The sequence below is a fragment of the Nonomuraea sp. NPDC049637 genome (genome assembly GCF_040675235.1).
Taxonomy (GTDB): Bacteria; Actinomycetota; Actinomycetes; order Streptosporangiales; family Streptosporangiaceae; genus Nonomuraea.
This window is the reverse complement of record NZ_JBFAOM010000022.1, coordinates 83,956-98,226: the sequence shown is the minus strand read 5'-3', so window position 1 is coordinate 98,226 and position 14,271 is coordinate 83,956. Positions and strand designations below refer to the sequence as shown.

Genomic DNA, 14,271 nt, shown 5'->3' with positions numbered 1-14,271 from the left:
GGGCTTGAGCGGAAATGAGTCTAGTGGGGCCCGCCCACCGGACCGACTTCGACGGCTGTCGAGCCGCTCGGGGCTTCAGACCGTGGCGAAGTCGGGTGTGCCGGTGGGCACGGTAAATCGGAACTCCGCGCCGCCCTCGGGCGCGCGCTGCACGGTGATCGTGCCGCCGTGCGCCTCGACCAGGCCCTTCACGATGAACAGGCCGAGCCCGGTGCCGCCGCGCCTGCGGCTGTTGCCGCCCCGCCAGAACTGCCGGAAGACGCGCGGAGCCAGCTCGGGCTCGATGCCCTCGCCCTCGTCGCGCACCGACACGGCCACTCCCCATCCGACGGACTCGATCTCGATCGTCACGGTGCCACGCCCGTGGCGCACCGCGTTCTCCACCAGATTACCCAGAATCTGGTCGATCTTGTCCTGGTCGAGCCACATCTCCGGCAGGCGGTCGCCGACGATCAGGCGGTAGCGGTCTTCGGAGTCGCCCGCCGCGACCCGGCCGGCGACCAGCCGGCGCGCCCTGGCCGGCAGGTCGACGACCTGGCGGCGCACCTCCAGCCGCCCGGACTCGATGCGCGAGACGTCGAGCAGCTCGGTGATGAGCCGGGTGACGCGGTCGGCGTCGTTGTTGACGGTCTCCAGCATGACGCGCTTCTGCTCGTCGGTGAAGCGCGTCCACTTGGCCAGCAGGGTGGCGGTGAAGCCCTTGACGCTGGTCAGCGGCGAGCGCAGCTCGTGGGCCACGGTGGAGACCAGGTCGGCGCGGCTGCGCTCCAGCCGGGCGCGGGCGCCGCCGTCGCGCAGGGTGATCGTGACCCGCTCGACCTCGCCGCCGCGCTCGGGCTCGCGCACCAGCCGGGCCGCGACGTAGAGCTCCTGGCCGCCCGGCAGGTGCAGCGGCCGCTCGGGGACCCTGGTCCTGGTACGCAGCCCGCCCTCGGGATCGAGCGCCTTCCACCACTCGCGCCCGTCGTGGTCGCGGAAGGGGAAGACCTCGTTCATCTCCCGGCCCACGGCGCGCTCCATGGCGACCCGGGTGAGCCGGGCGGCGGCCCGGTTGACGGCCAGCACGCACCCATATCGGTCGGTCACGATAAGACCGTCGGGGAGGTCGTCGATGGAGATCGTGCACGCGGCGGCCACGACTCGCCCGTCGGTTTCTGCGCCGTGCACGACCTCGCCTCCTCCGCCTACAACGCCGACAATAGCGGGTTTCCGGCCGCCTAGGGCACTCGCTGAGCCCTGGCGGAGGAGTAAAGGCACACCGCCGCGGCGGTGGCCAGGTTGAGACTTTCAGCCTGTCCGTAGATGGGCACTCTGACCACATCGTCCGCCTCGGCGCGTATCTCCTCCGGCAGTCCCCAGGCCTCGTTCCCGAAGATCCACACGGTCGGTCCGGAAAGATCCACGTCGTCGAGCGTGTGCTTGCCCGCGCCGTCGGCCGCCAGCACGCGCATGCCCCGCTCCCTCAGTTGACGCACGGCGGCGGCGACCGGTGCACCGATGACGACCGGCAGATGAAACAGGCTGCCCGCGCTGGCGCGCACGCACTTGCCGTTGTAGGGGTCGACGGAGGCGTCGGTGAAGATCACGGCGTCCGCCCCGGCGGCGTCGGCCGCCCGCATGACGGTGCCGGCGTTGCCCGGGTCGCGTACGTGCGCCAGCATCGCGACCAGCTTCGGCTGCCCGGCCAGCGCCTCCTCCAGCGGCACGTGCACGAGCCGGCACACCGCCAGCAGCCCCTGCGGGGTCACCGTCTGGGACAGCTCCGACATGACCTCGCCGCTGGCCCGGTGGACGGGCACCCCCTGCAGCGTGGCCTGGGTGACGAGCTCGGCGTGCCGCAGCTCGGCCTCGGCGGTGGTGAACAGCTCCAGCGTCACCCCGTCGAGTTTGAGCGCCTCGCGCACCGCCTGCGGCCCTTCGGCCAGGAACCTGCGGTCCTGCTCCCTGAAGGCGCGCTTGGTGAGCCTGCGTGCGGCCTTCACCCTCGGCGACTTCACGTTGGTCAGCTCGGACCCGGCCATGCTCTCCCCCTGATCGTGCGTGGATACAGCAAAAGGGCCCACCGTGACGGTGGGCCCTCTGTGCCTGAAGGCGACCTCAGCTCGCGGTGGCCGGAGCGTTCACGTTCGACGGCAGCGCCTTCTTGGCGGCCTCGACGAGCGTGGCGAAGGTCGAGGCGTCGTTGACCGCGAGGTCAGCGAGGATCTTGCGGTCGACCTCGATGTTGGCCAGGCGCAGGCCCTGGATCAGGCGGTTGTAGGTGATGCCGTTGGCGCGGGCAGCGGCGTTGATCCGCTGGATCCACAGACGGCGGAACGCACCCTTACGGTCCTTGCGGTCCCGGTAGGCGTACGTCATCGAGTGGAGCATCTGCTCCTTGGCCTTGCGGTACAGCCGCGACCGCTGGCCACGGTAACCGCTCGCCCTGTCGAGGACGACCTTGCGCTTCTTCTTGGCGTTGAGCGCCCGCTTCACGCGTGCCATGTTTCTTCTCCCCGGGGGTTCGCGCTACTTGGCGAGCAGCTTCTTGATCTTCTTGGTGTCTGCCGGCGAAACGACGACTTCACCCTTGAGACGACGCGTCAGCGTGGACGACTTCCACTCGTTGTAGTGCGCGCGGCTGGCGCGGCGGCGCTTGAGCTTGCCGGTGCCGGTGAGCCGGAACCGCTTCTTCGCACCGCTGTGCGTCTTCATCTTCGGCATGTCGCCGTCTCTCCTCAATTCGGTCGTGCCGGTGGCCGGGCCGGTGCTGGCCGGCCCGGTCGCGGCTTGTTCGTCTGCCGGTGGCTGCCGGGGCGCGTGGTGTAAGGCTAACCCCGGCTGCAGGTCACGCTTCCTGTACGGAAGGTTCCGCCGCCTGCACGGAAGACTCCTCTTCCGATGCGGGAAGCTCCTCGCCGCCACGCTGCGCCTTGGCGGCAGCCTTTTCGGCCTTGGCCTCGGCCTTCTTCTTGTGCGGACCGATCACCATGATCATGTTACGGCCGTCCTGCTTGGGCTGGGACTCCACGAACCCGAGCTCCTGGACGTCCTCGGCCAGCCGCTGCAGCAGCCGGAAGCCGAGCTCCGGCCGGGACTGCTCACGCCCGCGGAACATGATCGTGACTTTGACCTTGTCCCCCGCCTTGAGGAACCGCACCACGTGACCCTTCTTGGTCTCGTAGTCGTGCGGGTCGATCTTCGGCCGGAGCTTGATCTCCTTGATGATCGTGTGCGCCTGATTCTTGCGCGCCTCGCGCGCCTTCATCGCGGACTCGTACTTGAACTTGCCGTAGTCCATGAGCTTGCACACGGGCGGTCGAGCCGTGGCCGCGACCTCGACGAGGTCGAGGTCGGCCTCCTGGGCGAGCTTCAGCGCGTCGTGAATGCTGACGATGCCGACCTGCTCGCCGTTCGGGCCCACGAGGCGAACCTCGGGAACTCGGATACGCTCGTTGATGCGGGGCTCAGTGCTGATGGGGCCTCCTAGGTTTGCGATCCCTACGTGCTCGTCGTGGCGGGGGCCTTCCGCGCCGAAGACGCGAAAAGCCCCGCACGTCGCGCATGCGGGGCCACTGAGCTCTGTGGCTTCGTGGCCTCGAGCTCCCCGGAGAGTCCGGCGTGATCCTGGACCCGGCCACCTTTCGGCGACTCGGGTGGGAGGGAGACCTCCGCTTGCGCGTCCAGCAAGGCATGCCGGACCGATCAGAGAGCTACATTACCACAACCACGCAGGCGCCTCGAATCATCCCGCCGGCGCGGGTAATCATCGGGAAGATCACTGCGGACGGGCCGCGGCCCGCCGGGCGATCTCGGCCTCGCCCGCCGCGCGCATGGCCTCGACCGGCACGTCCGGACGGCCGGTCATCAGCTCCACCTGCCGCGCCGCCTGGTGCAGGAGCATCGCGAAGCCGCCGACCACCGTGCCGCCCGCGTCGCGGACCGCCGTGGCCGCCCTGGTGGGCCAGGGAGCGTAGACCACGTCGAACAGCGCCGGCACGCGGGCCAGCCGCCCGGCGAAGGCGTCGGCGGCCCCCGCGGGCAGCGTGGAGACCACCAGGTCCACCCCCGTGTACGCGTCGAGCTTGTCGAACGTCTCCACCGCCAGCGCCACGCCCAGCCGTTCGGCCACCTCGGCGGTCTCCCCCGCCCTGGCCGGGTCGCGGACCAGCAGCGTGGCCGCGAACAGCCCCAGGTTGCGCAGGGCCGCCAGCGCGGAGGCGGCCGTGGCGCCGCCGCCCAGCACGGTCGCCGACCGCGGCGCGGGCACGCCCGCCTCGGCCAGCGCCCGCTCGATGCCGTAAACGTCGGTGTTGTGGCCGTGGCGCAGGCCGTCGGCGAAGACCACGGTGTTGGCCCCGCCCACCTCGACGGCCAGGTCGGAGACGGTGTCGAGGAGCGGCAGCACGGCGCGCTTGAGCGGCATCGTCAGCGACAGCCCCGCCCAGGCGCGCTCGCCGCCCAGCTCACCGCCCTGCTCGCCGTCGCGCTGCTCGCCGCCCCGCTCGCCGTCGCGCTGCCCGCGCACGGGGGTCAGCCCGGCGAGCAGGCCGGGCAGCCGCGCCTCGTCGCACTCGATCGCCTCGTAGCTCCACCCGTCGAGCCCCATCGCCGCGTAGGCGGCCCTGTGCAGGTGGGGCGAGAGCGAATGCCCGATCGGCGAGCCCATGACCGCAGCCCGCATCGACACTCCTTCCGGGAACACGGTCCCTCCTCCTACCACGCCGCGGGGGCCGCCGGTCGTCGGACGGCTCCCGCGGCGGAGGTCAGCCGCCGTTCCGCTTGTACTCGGCCAGCAGCGCCTGGCGTTCGGCCTCGGTGGTCGCGAACTTGGTGACGCGGCTGTTGGGGTCGGTGGCGACGAAGTAGAGCCAGTCGCCCTTGGCCGGGTTGAGCGCCGCCTCGATGGCGTGCTGGCCCGGGTTCGAGATGGGGCCCGGCGGCAGGCCGAGGTACATGTACGTGTTGTACCGGCTCTTGGTCTTCGTCTCGGCGATGGTGGCGGCGGTGCGGTACTTGTTGAGCGCGTACATGACCGTGCTGTCCATCTCCAGCTTCATCTCCGGGTCGCGGTCGAGCCGGTTGTAGATGACGCGGGCGATCTTGGGCATGTCCTCGAACCGGCCGGCCTCGGCCTGGATGATGCTGGCGATGACCACGATGTCCTGGGGCTTGCGGCCCAGGGCCTTGGCGCCGCCTTCGAGGTCGACCTCGTCGGCCGTCTGGTTGAACCGCTTGACCATCGCGCCCAGGATCTGGGCCGGGGTGGCGTTGGGCGGGAACTCGTAGGTGGCCGGGAAGGCGTAGCCCTCCAGCTTGCCCTTGGCGTACGACGGCAGGTCGAGGTCGGCGGTGTCCTTGGCCGCGGCCGCGAACCCCTTGGCCGGCTTGCCCGTCGCCTTGGCCAGCGTGGTCAGCGTGTCGGACAGCCTCAGGCCCTCCTTGACCCCCACCTTGGCCAGCAGCTTGTTCTCGGGGCTCAGCATCGCCACCGCGTCGGCCGCCGACATCTTCTTGCGCATCTTGTACTGGCCGGGCTGGAGCGAGCCGCTCTTGCCGGCGTTGCCGATGGCGGTGCTGAACGCCCTGGCGCTGGCCACGACGCCGAGGCGCACCAGCTCCTCGGCCACCTCCGACGCGCTCTGGCCGTCCTTGATCTCGACGGTCACCTCGCCGGTGCCCTGGCCGGTGTAGTCGTCGGGCACGAGGGCGTCGCTGACCCACAGGTAGCCGTAGTAGCCGCCGCCGCCGATGATGCCCGCCAGCACGACGAAGGCGAGCAACGGCGCGATGAAGCCGCCCCGGTTACGACGTCTGCGCCGGCGGCGGTTGCCGCCGCGCTTGCCGGAGCCGCGGGCACGGCGCCGGGACCGGCCCTCGTCGTCCTCGGTGCCGAGCAGGGAGTTCAGATCGAGATCGCTCATAGCTGCGCTGGCCAATCTCCCGGTACGGCCCGTTCGGCGTCAAGCGGTTGTGCCGAACCGGCGGAGCTCACCGGGCGAAACGGGGGGATCCGCCGGTCATGCTCCCACGACCAGCGGAGATCACTCTGGGTAGCCATGCTAGGGGATGGGAAGAGGGCGCATGACCCGGTATGGGGCTTTTGCGCGGGCACAGGGGGGGTCCCGCCGAACATCAGTCCGTCCCGAGGTTCTTGTTCAACTCTTCCCGGTATCTCACGAACTCGCTCTCTTTGTTGGTGAATTTGGTGATTCTATGCGCCGGATCCGTCGTCACAAACCAGTGCCAATCACCCGCGGCTGGATTCAGGGCCGCCAGCAGCGCCTTCTCACCCGGATTGGCGATGGGCCCCGGCGGCAGTCCGCGGCGGTGGTAGGTGTTGTAGGGCGAGTTCACCTTGGTGTCGCTCTCCGTGACTTTCAGTGACCGGCGGTTCTGCGCGTACAGGACCGTGGTGTCGAGCTCCAGCGGCGTGTTGCTCTTGAGTCTGTTGTAGATCACTCTGGCGATCTTGGGGTAATCGGCGTCGGTGCCGCCCTCCGCCTGCACGAGGCTGGCGACCGTGAGCGCCTCCAGCGGGGTCAGGCCGAGCCGCCGGGCCCGCTCCGCCAGGTGGATCTGCCGGGCGGCCACGCCCCACCGCTCCACCATGGCGGCCAGCACGTCCACCGCCTTGTCGCCGGGCTCGACCTCGTACGTGGCGGGGAACAGGAAACCCTCGATCCCGGGCGCGTACGACGGCAGCCCGAGCAGGCTCTTGTCCACGCTCTGCAGCTCCTTCAGCGGCAGCGCGGCCAGCTGGGCGACGCGCCGCAGCACCTCGGCCGCGCGCAGCCCCTCCGGCACCGCCACCCGCCTGACCATCCGGGAGGCGGGCGCGAGCAGCAGGTCGAGCGCCGCGCCCGCGGCCATGCCCTTGCGCAGCCGGTAGTGGCCAGGACGCAGCCGGTTGGCCACGGCCCGCTCCTGAGCCGCATTCACGAACGAACGCGAGCTGGCCACCACGCCGGCGTCGGCCAGCGCCGTGCCGATGTCCTCGGCGTTCGCCCCGGGCGGAATGCGGACGGTCACCGTCCCGCTGCCCACGCCCTCGAAGTCCTCGGGGCTCAGGTACGGCCTGACCACCGTGAGCACGCCCGCGCCCGCCGCCACCAGGGCGGCGACCAGCGCCGCGGAGACCAGCCCAGCCTTGCCCAGGGCCCGGCCACGACGGGACGACCGATCACTCCCGGCCCGCTCCGCACCCACCGGACGCGGGCCGCTCCCGGCGGACCCCCCGGCCACCGGCCGCGAGCCACCTCCGGAAGCCTCCTCGCGAGCCGACCGCGGGCCGCTGCCGGAAGGCTCCTCGCCGGCCGACTGCGGGCTGCTTGAGGATGGCTCCTCGCGAGCCGACCGCGGGCCGCCCCCGGGCGGCTCCTCGTCGGCCCACTGCGAGCTGCTGCCGGCAGGGATTCCAGCCGCCGGCTGCCGGCTGCCTCGGGGAGGGTCCTCGGCCGCCGGCTGCGTCTCGTGCTCGCTGTCCGGCCGCAGGAACGGGATGACCTCGCCGTCGTCGTCGGGGGTGGTGCTCACGCGGCCACCTCGCCGGTCGGACGCCCGGCGGGCGGCATCGGGGCCTGCGCACGAGCCATGCCCTCGGGACGGGCCTTTCGGTGCCGCCCGGTCATGAGGCAGGTCCGTCGGCCGCCGCGGGGGGCGGTTCGACGGGCCTGCCTGGTGGTCTGTCGGTGGCGCGTTCGGAGTCGAGGGCGTCCTGGAGCAGCACGACGGCGGCCGCCTGGTCGACGACCCCGCGCTGCTTCTTGGCGCGTACGCCGCTGGCCCGCAGCCCGTGCTGGGCGGCGACCGTGGTGAGCCGCTCGTCGAACAGCCGCACGGGCGTGGGCGCCAGCCGGCCGGCCAGCTCGGCGGCGAACGCGCGGGCCAGCCCGGCCGCCTGCCCCTCACGCCCGGACAGCGACGTGGGCAACCCCACGATCACCTCGATCGCCTCGTGCTCGGCGACGATCTCGGCGAGCCGGTCGAGGTCGCCCTTGCCGCGGCGCACGGTCTCGACCGGCGTGGCCAGCGTCCCGCTGGGGTCGCTGCGCGCCACGCCGATGCGTACGGAGCCGACGTCGACGCCGATCCGCGAACCGAACCTCATGTCATCCGATCTGCTCGCCGATGGCCTGTTCGACCAGGCCGAGCGCGTCGCCGATCGCCTCGGGCCGCGTACCGCCGCCCTGCGCGACATCGTCCTTGCCGCCACCGCCACCCCCAAGAGCCTTGGCGGCGACGCCGACCAGCCTTCCGGCCTTGAGCCCCCGCTCGCGCCCCGCCTCGTTGACCGCGGCGACCACCACGGGCCGGTCGGAGGGGGCGCCGGCGATCACCACGACCGCCGGCCGGTCGGCCGGGAATCTGCCACGCACATCAAGCGCGAGCTTACGCAGATCGTCGGCGCCGGTGCCATCAGGCGCGCGGTGTGTCACCACGGAGACTCCGTGCAGGTCACGGGCCTGGGACGCCAGCTCACCGGCCACCTGGAGCACCTGCGCCGAGCGCACCTTCTCCAGCTCCTTCTCGGCGGTGCGCAGGCGGGTGACGATGCCCTCGATGCGCTCGGGCAGCTCCTCGCGGCGCGCCTTGAGCTGCTCGGACAGCTGGGCCACCAGCACGCTCTCGCGGGCCAGGAAGCGGAAGGCGTCGATGCCGACCAGCGCCTCGACCCGGCGCACGCCCGCGCCGACCGACTGCTCGCCCAGCACCTTGACCAGGCCGAGCTGCCCGGAGCTGTGCACGTGAGTGCCGCCGCACAGCTCGCGCGAGTAGTCGCCGATCTCGACCACGCGGACCTCGTCGCCGTACTTCTCGCCGAACATCGCCAGCGCGCCCATCGCCCTGGCCTCGGCCTGGGAGGTGTAGAACGCGTTGACCTTGAGGTCGTTGATCAGCACCGCGTTGACCTCGTCCTCGACGTCGCGCAGCACGCTGGCCGGGACGGCGCCCGCCGCGGTGAAGTCGAAGCGGAAGCGGCCCGGGGAGTTCTCCGAGCCCGCCTGCGCGGCCGTCTCGCCCAGCGCGTTCTTGAAGCCGCGGTGGACCAGGTGGGTGGCGCTGTGGCTGCGCGAGATCGCCCGGCGGCGCTCGACGTCGATCTCGGCCTGCGCCTCGTCGCCCGCCTTCAGCTCACCGCTGCGGACCTTGCCACGGTGGACGATCAGGCCCTTGAGCGGCGACTGCACGTCGAGGATCTCGACCTCGGCGCCCGCCGTGCGGATGACGCCCTGGTCGGCGAGCTGGCCGCCGCCCTCGGCGTAGAAGGGGGTGCGGCCGAGCACGATCTCGACGGTCGTGCCCGCGCCGGCCGCCGGCACGCTGACGCCGTCGACCAGGATGCCGACGACGGTGGTCTCGGCCTCGGTCTCGTCGTAGCCCAGGAAGTCGATCTTGCCGGCCTTCTCCAGCAGGTGGCCGAAGACGGAGATGTCGGCGTTGCCGGTCTTCTTGGCCGCGGCGTCGGCCTTGGCCCGCTGCCGCTGCTCCTTCATCAGGCGGCGGAAGCCCTCTTCGTCGACCTTCAGGCCCTGCTCGGCCGCCATCTCCAGGGTGAGGTCGATGGGGAAGCCGTAGGTGTCGTGGAGCTGGAAGGCCTGGTCGCCCGAGAGCGTCGAGCCGGACTTGCGCTTGGTCTCCTCCACGGCCACGTCGAAGATCGCGGTGCCGGTGCGGAGGGTGCCCAGGAAGGACGTCTCCTCGGCGTCGATGACCGCGTGGATCTGCGGCGCGTCGGCCTTGAGCTCGGGGTACTGCTCGCCCATCACGTTGATCGCGACGTCGGTCAGCTCGTGCATGTAGCGCTCGTCGCCGGAGCCGAGCAGGCGCAGGTTGCGCACCGAGCGGCGCAGGATGCGGCGCAGCACGTAGCCGCGGCCCTCGTTGCCGGGCATGACGCCGTCGGCGACCAGCATGGTGCCGGTGCGCACGTGGTCGGCGATCACGCGCAGGCTCACGTCGGCGCGGTGGTCGCGGCCGTAGCGGGTCTTGGTGAGCTCGGCCGCCTTGTCGAGGATCTTGTAGGTGGTGTCGATCTCGTAGAGGTTGTCGACGCCCTGCAGGATCGTCGCCATGCGCTCCAGGCCCATGCCGGTGTCGATGTTCTTGGCCGGCAGCTCGCCGGAGATGTCGAAGTCGACCTTGGTGCGGACCTGGCTGAGCTGGTACTGCATGAAGACGAGGTTCCAGACCTCGAGGTAGCGGTCCTCGTCGGCGACGGGGCCGCCCTCCTTGCCGTACTCGGGGCCGCGGTCGTAGTAGATCTCCGAGCAGGGGCCGCCGGGGCCGGGCACGCCCATGTGCCAGTAGTTGTCCTCCAGGCCGCGGCGCTGGATGCGGCTCTCGGGCACGCCGACCTTGTTGCGCCAGATGTCGTAGGCCTCGTCGTCCTCGAGGTAGACGGTGGCCCACAGCCGCTCCTCGGGGAAGCCGAAGCCGCCGTCGGACTCGGACCTGGTGAGCAGCTCCCACGCGAACGGGATCACTTCGGACTTGAAGTAGTCGCCGAAGGAGAAGTTGCCCAGCATCTGGAAGAAGGTGGCGTGCCGGGTGGTCTTGCCGACCTCTTCGATGTCGGGGGTGCGCACACACTTCTGCGCGGTGGCCAGCCGTGACGCCGGAGGCTTGCGCTGCCCCAGGAAGTACGGCTTGAACGGCACCATACCGGCAGGAACCAGGAGTAGCGTGGGGTCCTCAGCGATCAGGCTGGCCGAGGGCACGACCTTGTGCCCACGCTCCTCGAAGAAGCGCAGGAAGCGGCGGGCTATCTCTGCCGACTCCATTGTGGCCATCCTTTGCTGGTAGTCAGTTGTCGATTTCAGCGTTGTCGAGCCCGAAGCGCGCCCGCAACTGGGTTTCGCGCTCGGCGGCCTCGCCGAGCGCGTCAGAGGTAAAGTCTCTCACCCGCGCGAGCATCCCCGCCGCGCCGTCGGCGGTGCGCCGTACGACGTGGGTCGGGTGCAGCGCCTGCAGCCTGCGCATCACCCAGAAGGCGAGGAACGCGCCGAGCGAGAGGTAGAACAGCCGTCTGATCACCGGGACCGCCTCACCCGGGCGGGCCTGCGGGCCTCGATGGCGCGCCGCACGCCGTAGCCGAGCGACGACACCTTGATCAGCGGGCCCGTGAAGATGGTCTGCGTCACCGCGCTGAGCTTGGCGGCGTGCGCGCTGACCTGCTTGACGTCCTGGGCGATGGCCTCGACGGCGACCAGTTGCCTGTTGGTCTCGTTGACCGTGACGCTCACGTCGTCGAGCAGCGGGACCAGGCGGTTGTTCAGGTCGGAGACCGCCTTGGTGGTCTCGGTGAGCAGCCTGGCGAGCTTGACGAGCACCATGGCGAGAACGCAGACCAGGACAATCCAGCCCGTGGCCGCGATCAGCCCGGCGACCTCTCCAGCGGTAAGCATCCGCTCATCTCCCTCGTACGCTGGGCCGGAACGGCATGAACCCTATCGCGTCCCGGCGACAAGGTCGGTGAGGAAAACGGGCCGGATCCGGCGGCGAGGCCACCTGCGGACACTTCCGTGACCGATCACATGCCGCTCCGACCAGGCGTTCCGCCGCCCGGCCCGCCTCCTGCCACTCCTTCTGTCACGCCTTCTGCCACTCCTTCTGTCACGCCTTCTGTCACGGCTCGGGCACGCGGGCGAAGGCGCGTACGGGAACCCGCCCGGCGCCCTCCAGGAGCGGCGGCGCGGCCGTGAACAGGGCGCCGGTGGGCGGCAGCCGGTCGAGCCCGGCCAGCCGCTCCACGACCGGCACGCCCGCCGCCAGCAGCACGTCGAGAGCCGCCGAGCCCCCCGGGCCGTCGAGCCCGTCCGCGTCGGTGCCGACCAGGGACGCGCCGCTCGCGGCCAGCCACTCGGCGGCCTGCGGGGTGAGCCTTCCCCCGCCGGGCGCGCCGGTGTGCAGCAGCACCGCCCTGCCGCGCACGTCGAAGGCGGCCAGCGCGCCCACGCCGACCTCCCGCGCCTCGGCTCCCGCCACGCGCACCACCACGGCGGGCAGTTCGGCGGTGCGGGCCAGGGGCAGGCCGGTCAGGTCGCCGCCGGGCGCGACCAGGCGCGTGCCGCCGTCGGCGGGCGGGCGGGCCAGCTCGACCAGCACTCCCCCGGCGGCCGGCGCGGCCTGCGCGGCGCGGTCGGAGGGCCCTCCCCTGGTGCCCTTGTGCGGCTCGGCGAAGATCTCGACGTTGTCGAGCTCGACGCCGTCGGTCATCAGCAGGCCGAGCGAGGCCACGAACAGCCCGGCGATCTCGTCCTCGGAGGCGTCGGGGCCGGGCAGGTCGACGCGGAAGCCGTGGACGGCGAGGTCGCCGCCGTTGCCGAAGGTGATGCGGGCGTCGAAGCTCGCGCGGTGGTCGGTCATGATGGCGATCAATCTAGCGCGCGTGCAGGGGCTCAGGAGCCGCGCAGGAACTCGCGGATCCGGGCCCACCGGTCGGCCACCGGGGCCTCGGCGCCGTGCCGGGTGGGCTCGTAGTAGCGGCGGTCGCGCACCTGCTCGGGCGCGTAGTCCTGGCGCACCAGGCCGTGGTCGAAGTCGTGGGGGTACTTGTAGCCGCCGCCGTGGCCGAGCTTGGCCGCGCCCGGGTAGTGGGCGTCGCGCAGGTGGCCGGGGACCTGGCCGATCAGCCCCTTGCGGACGTCGCCGACCGCCGCGCCGATGGCCTTGACGACCGCGTTGGACTTGGGCGCCATCGCGCAGTGGATGACGGCGTGGGCCAGGTTGATCTGCCCCTCGGGCAGCCCGATGAGCTGCACGGCCTGGGCCACGGCCACCGCGGTCTGCAGGCAGGTGGGGTCGGCCATGCCGACGTCCTCGGAGGCGAAGATGACGATGCGGCGGGCGATGAAGCGCGGGTCCTCGCCGGCCTCGATCATGCGGGCGAGGTAGTGGAGGGCCGCGTCGGCGTCGGAGCCGCGCATCGACTTGATGAACGCGCTGATCACGTCGTAGTGCTGGTCGCCCTGGCGGTCGTAGCGCACGGCGGCCTTGTCGGCGGCCTTCTCCACCACCTCCACGGTGATGTCGTCGGCCAGCAGCGCGGCGGCCTCCAGGTAGGTCAGCGACCTGCGCGCGTCGCCGCCGGCCAGGCGCACCAGGTGGTCGAGGGCCTCGGGCGCGAGCCGGGCGCGACCGTCCAGGCCGCGCGGCTCGGCCACCGCGCGCTCCAGGACCGCGCGCACGTCGTCGTCGGACAGCGACTCCAGCGTGAGCAGCAGCGAGCGCGACAACAACGGCGAGATGACCGAGAAGTACGGGTTTTCGGTGGTGGCGCCGATGAAGGTGACCCAGCGGTTCTCCACCGCCGGCAGCAGCGCGTCCTGCTGGGCCTTGTTGAAGCGGTGGACCTCGTCGACGAACAACACGGTCTGCCGGCCGCTCATGCCCAGCTCGCGGCGGGCGTTGTCGATGGCGGCGCGGACGTCCTTGACGCCGGCCGAGACGGCGGAGATCTCGACGAAGCGGCGCTTGGTGACGTTGGAGACGACGTAGGCCAGGGTCGTCTTGCCGGTGCCGGGCGGGCCCCACAGGAACAGCGACATGGGGGCCTCGCTCTCGACCAGCCGCCGTAGCGGCGTGCCGGAGCCCAGCAGATGCCGCTGGCCGATCACCTCGTCGAGGGTGCGCGGGCGCATCCGCACCGCGAGGGGTTGCGGGGTGGCCTCCTCAGCCGCCGAATCGAACAGGCTATCCACAACGCGAGATTACACGCCGGTCAGACCCGCCGCGGCCCACACGGCCCTGGCCCCGGAGTCGCCCGCCCGGAAGCAGAAGTAGCCCGCCACGACGGCCAGGACGACCGTCAGCGCCGACAGCACCAGCGTGACGGGCCTGCCGAACCGGTCGGAGGTGAGCGAGCCGCGGGCGGGGGTGGTGGCGTACACCAGGGCCAGGCAGGCGGCGGCGAGCCCGGCCGCCGACAGCAGCAGCGGGGTCGCGAAGCCCTCGTGGACGGCGACGCGCGCGCCGAGCGGGCCGCCCACGCCGGTGAAGCGGGCCCGCTTGAGGCTCTCGCCGCTCTCCTTGGCCGCCAGGACCGCCGCGGGGGCGGCCACGGCCAGCAGCACCACCGCCCACGCCGTCACGGCCCGTACGCGGGGCGCCAGGGCGTACGCGGCGCCTACGAGGACGAGCAGCGGGGTCAGCACCACGGCGAGGTGCACGATCAGCGGATGGGCCGGCAGGCCGAGGATCTGGTCGAACACGATCACTCCTTGGAGGGGTCCACCTGGACTACGTATCCGTCAGCGAAATGGTTCTCTCCTCGCTTGCCCCACTCTGCGG

General features: G+C 71.6%; 15 protein-coding genes. All 15 read right to left on the bottom strand.

The genetic code is table 11. The annotated features are described in order from the left end of the window. Positions 1-75: 75 nt before the first annotated feature. The 15 genes from AB0J71_RS28270 to AB0J71_RS28200 all read right to left on the bottom strand — a co-directional run bounded on the left by AB0J71_RS28270 (position 76) and on the right by AB0J71_RS28200 (position 14,192). Positions 76-1,167: an ATP-binding protein gene (locus AB0J71_RS28270; protein ID WP_352327921.1), complete on the bottom strand. Its 1,092-nt coding sequence runs from the start codon at positions 1,165-1,167 to the stop codon at positions 76-78. Positions 1,168-1,217: 50 nt separating this feature from the next. Next, positions 1,218-2,021 (bottom strand): RNA methyltransferase, encoded by an 804-nt coding sequence (locus AB0J71_RS28265; RefSeq protein ID WP_352327920.1) that lies wholly within the window; start codon positions 2,019-2,021, stop codon positions 1,218-1,220. Between the two features lie 76 nt (positions 2,022-2,097). Next, the gene (gene rplT / locus AB0J71_RS28260) at positions 2,098-2,484 is read right to left on the bottom strand and encodes a 50S ribosomal protein L20 (RefSeq protein WP_352327919.1); all 387 of its coding nucleotides are present in this window, start codon (positions 2,482-2,484) and stop codon (positions 2,098-2,100) included. A gap of 24 nt (positions 2,485-2,508) precedes the next feature. Continuing rightward, the gene (gene rpmI, locus AB0J71_RS28255) at positions 2,509-2,703 is read right to left on the bottom strand and encodes a 50S ribosomal protein L35 (RefSeq protein WP_125635662.1); all 195 of its coding nucleotides are present in this window, start codon (positions 2,701-2,703) and stop codon (positions 2,509-2,511) included. A 124-nt stretch (positions 2,704-2,827) separates the two neighbouring features. Then, positions 2,828-3,457, bottom strand: a complete 630-nt coding sequence (gene infC / locus AB0J71_RS28250) for a translation initiation factor IF-3 (RefSeq protein ID WP_364394191.1) — start codon at positions 3,455-3,457, stop codon at positions 2,828-2,830. 300 nt (positions 3,458-3,757) lie between these two features. Next, positions 3,758-4,663 (bottom strand): shikimate dehydrogenase, encoded by a 906-nt coding sequence (locus AB0J71_RS28245; protein WP_352331458.1) that lies wholly within the window; start codon positions 4,661-4,663, stop codon positions 3,758-3,760. 82 nt (positions 4,664-4,745) lie between these two features. Further along, a complete protein-coding gene (gene mltG / locus AB0J71_RS28240; RefSeq protein ID WP_364416809.1) occupies positions 4,746-5,903 on the bottom strand; it encodes an endolytic transglycosylase MltG in 1,158 nt (385 codons plus the stop codon). A 211-nt stretch (positions 5,904-6,114) separates the two neighbouring features. After that, positions 6,115-7,515, bottom strand: a complete 1,401-nt coding sequence (mltG, locus tag AB0J71_RS28235; protein ID WP_364416807.1) for an endolytic transglycosylase MltG — start codon at positions 7,513-7,515, stop codon at positions 6,115-6,117. Positions 7,516-7,606: 91 nt separating this feature from the next. After that, on the bottom strand, positions 7,607-8,089 hold the full coding sequence (ruvX, locus tag AB0J71_RS28230) for a Holliday junction resolvase RuvX (RefSeq protein ID WP_352327834.1): 483 nt from the start codon (positions 8,087-8,089) through the stop codon (positions 7,607-7,609). Position 8,090: 1 nt separating this feature from the next. Further along, positions 8,091-10,763, bottom strand: a complete 2,673-nt coding sequence (gene alaS / locus AB0J71_RS28225) for an alanine--tRNA ligase (protein ID WP_352327835.1) — start codon at positions 10,761-10,763, stop codon at positions 8,091-8,093. A 22-nt stretch (positions 10,764-10,785) separates the two neighbouring features. Continuing rightward, positions 10,786-11,016 carry a hypothetical protein gene (locus tag AB0J71_RS28220; protein ID WP_352327836.1) on the bottom strand — a complete coding sequence of 77 codons (231 nt, stop codon included), beginning with the start codon at positions 11,014-11,016 and terminating at the stop codon, positions 10,786-10,788. After that, a complete protein-coding gene (locus tag AB0J71_RS28215; protein ID WP_352327837.1) occupies positions 11,013-11,387 on the bottom strand; it encodes a DUF948 domain-containing protein in 375 nt (124 codons plus the stop codon). Before AB0J71_RS28215 ends, AB0J71_RS28220 begins: the two co-directional genes overlap by 4 nt. A 220-nt stretch (positions 11,388-11,607) precedes the next feature. Continuing rightward, complete coding sequence (locus AB0J71_RS28210) at positions 11,608-12,348, bottom strand: hypothetical protein (RefSeq protein WP_352327838.1); 741 nt, start codon at positions 12,346-12,348, stop codon at positions 11,608-11,610. A 32-nt stretch (positions 12,349-12,380) separates the two neighbouring features. Further along, positions 12,381-13,682 (bottom strand): replication-associated recombination protein A, encoded by a 1,302-nt coding sequence (locus tag AB0J71_RS28205; protein WP_352327839.1) that lies wholly within the window; start codon positions 13,680-13,682, stop codon positions 12,381-12,383. A 9-nt stretch (positions 13,683-13,691) separates the two neighbouring features. Next, entirely contained in the window at positions 13,692-14,192 is a 501-nt protein-coding gene (locus AB0J71_RS28200; protein ID WP_352327840.1) for a hypothetical protein, read from the bottom strand. Positions 14,193-14,271: the final 79 nt, after the last annotated feature.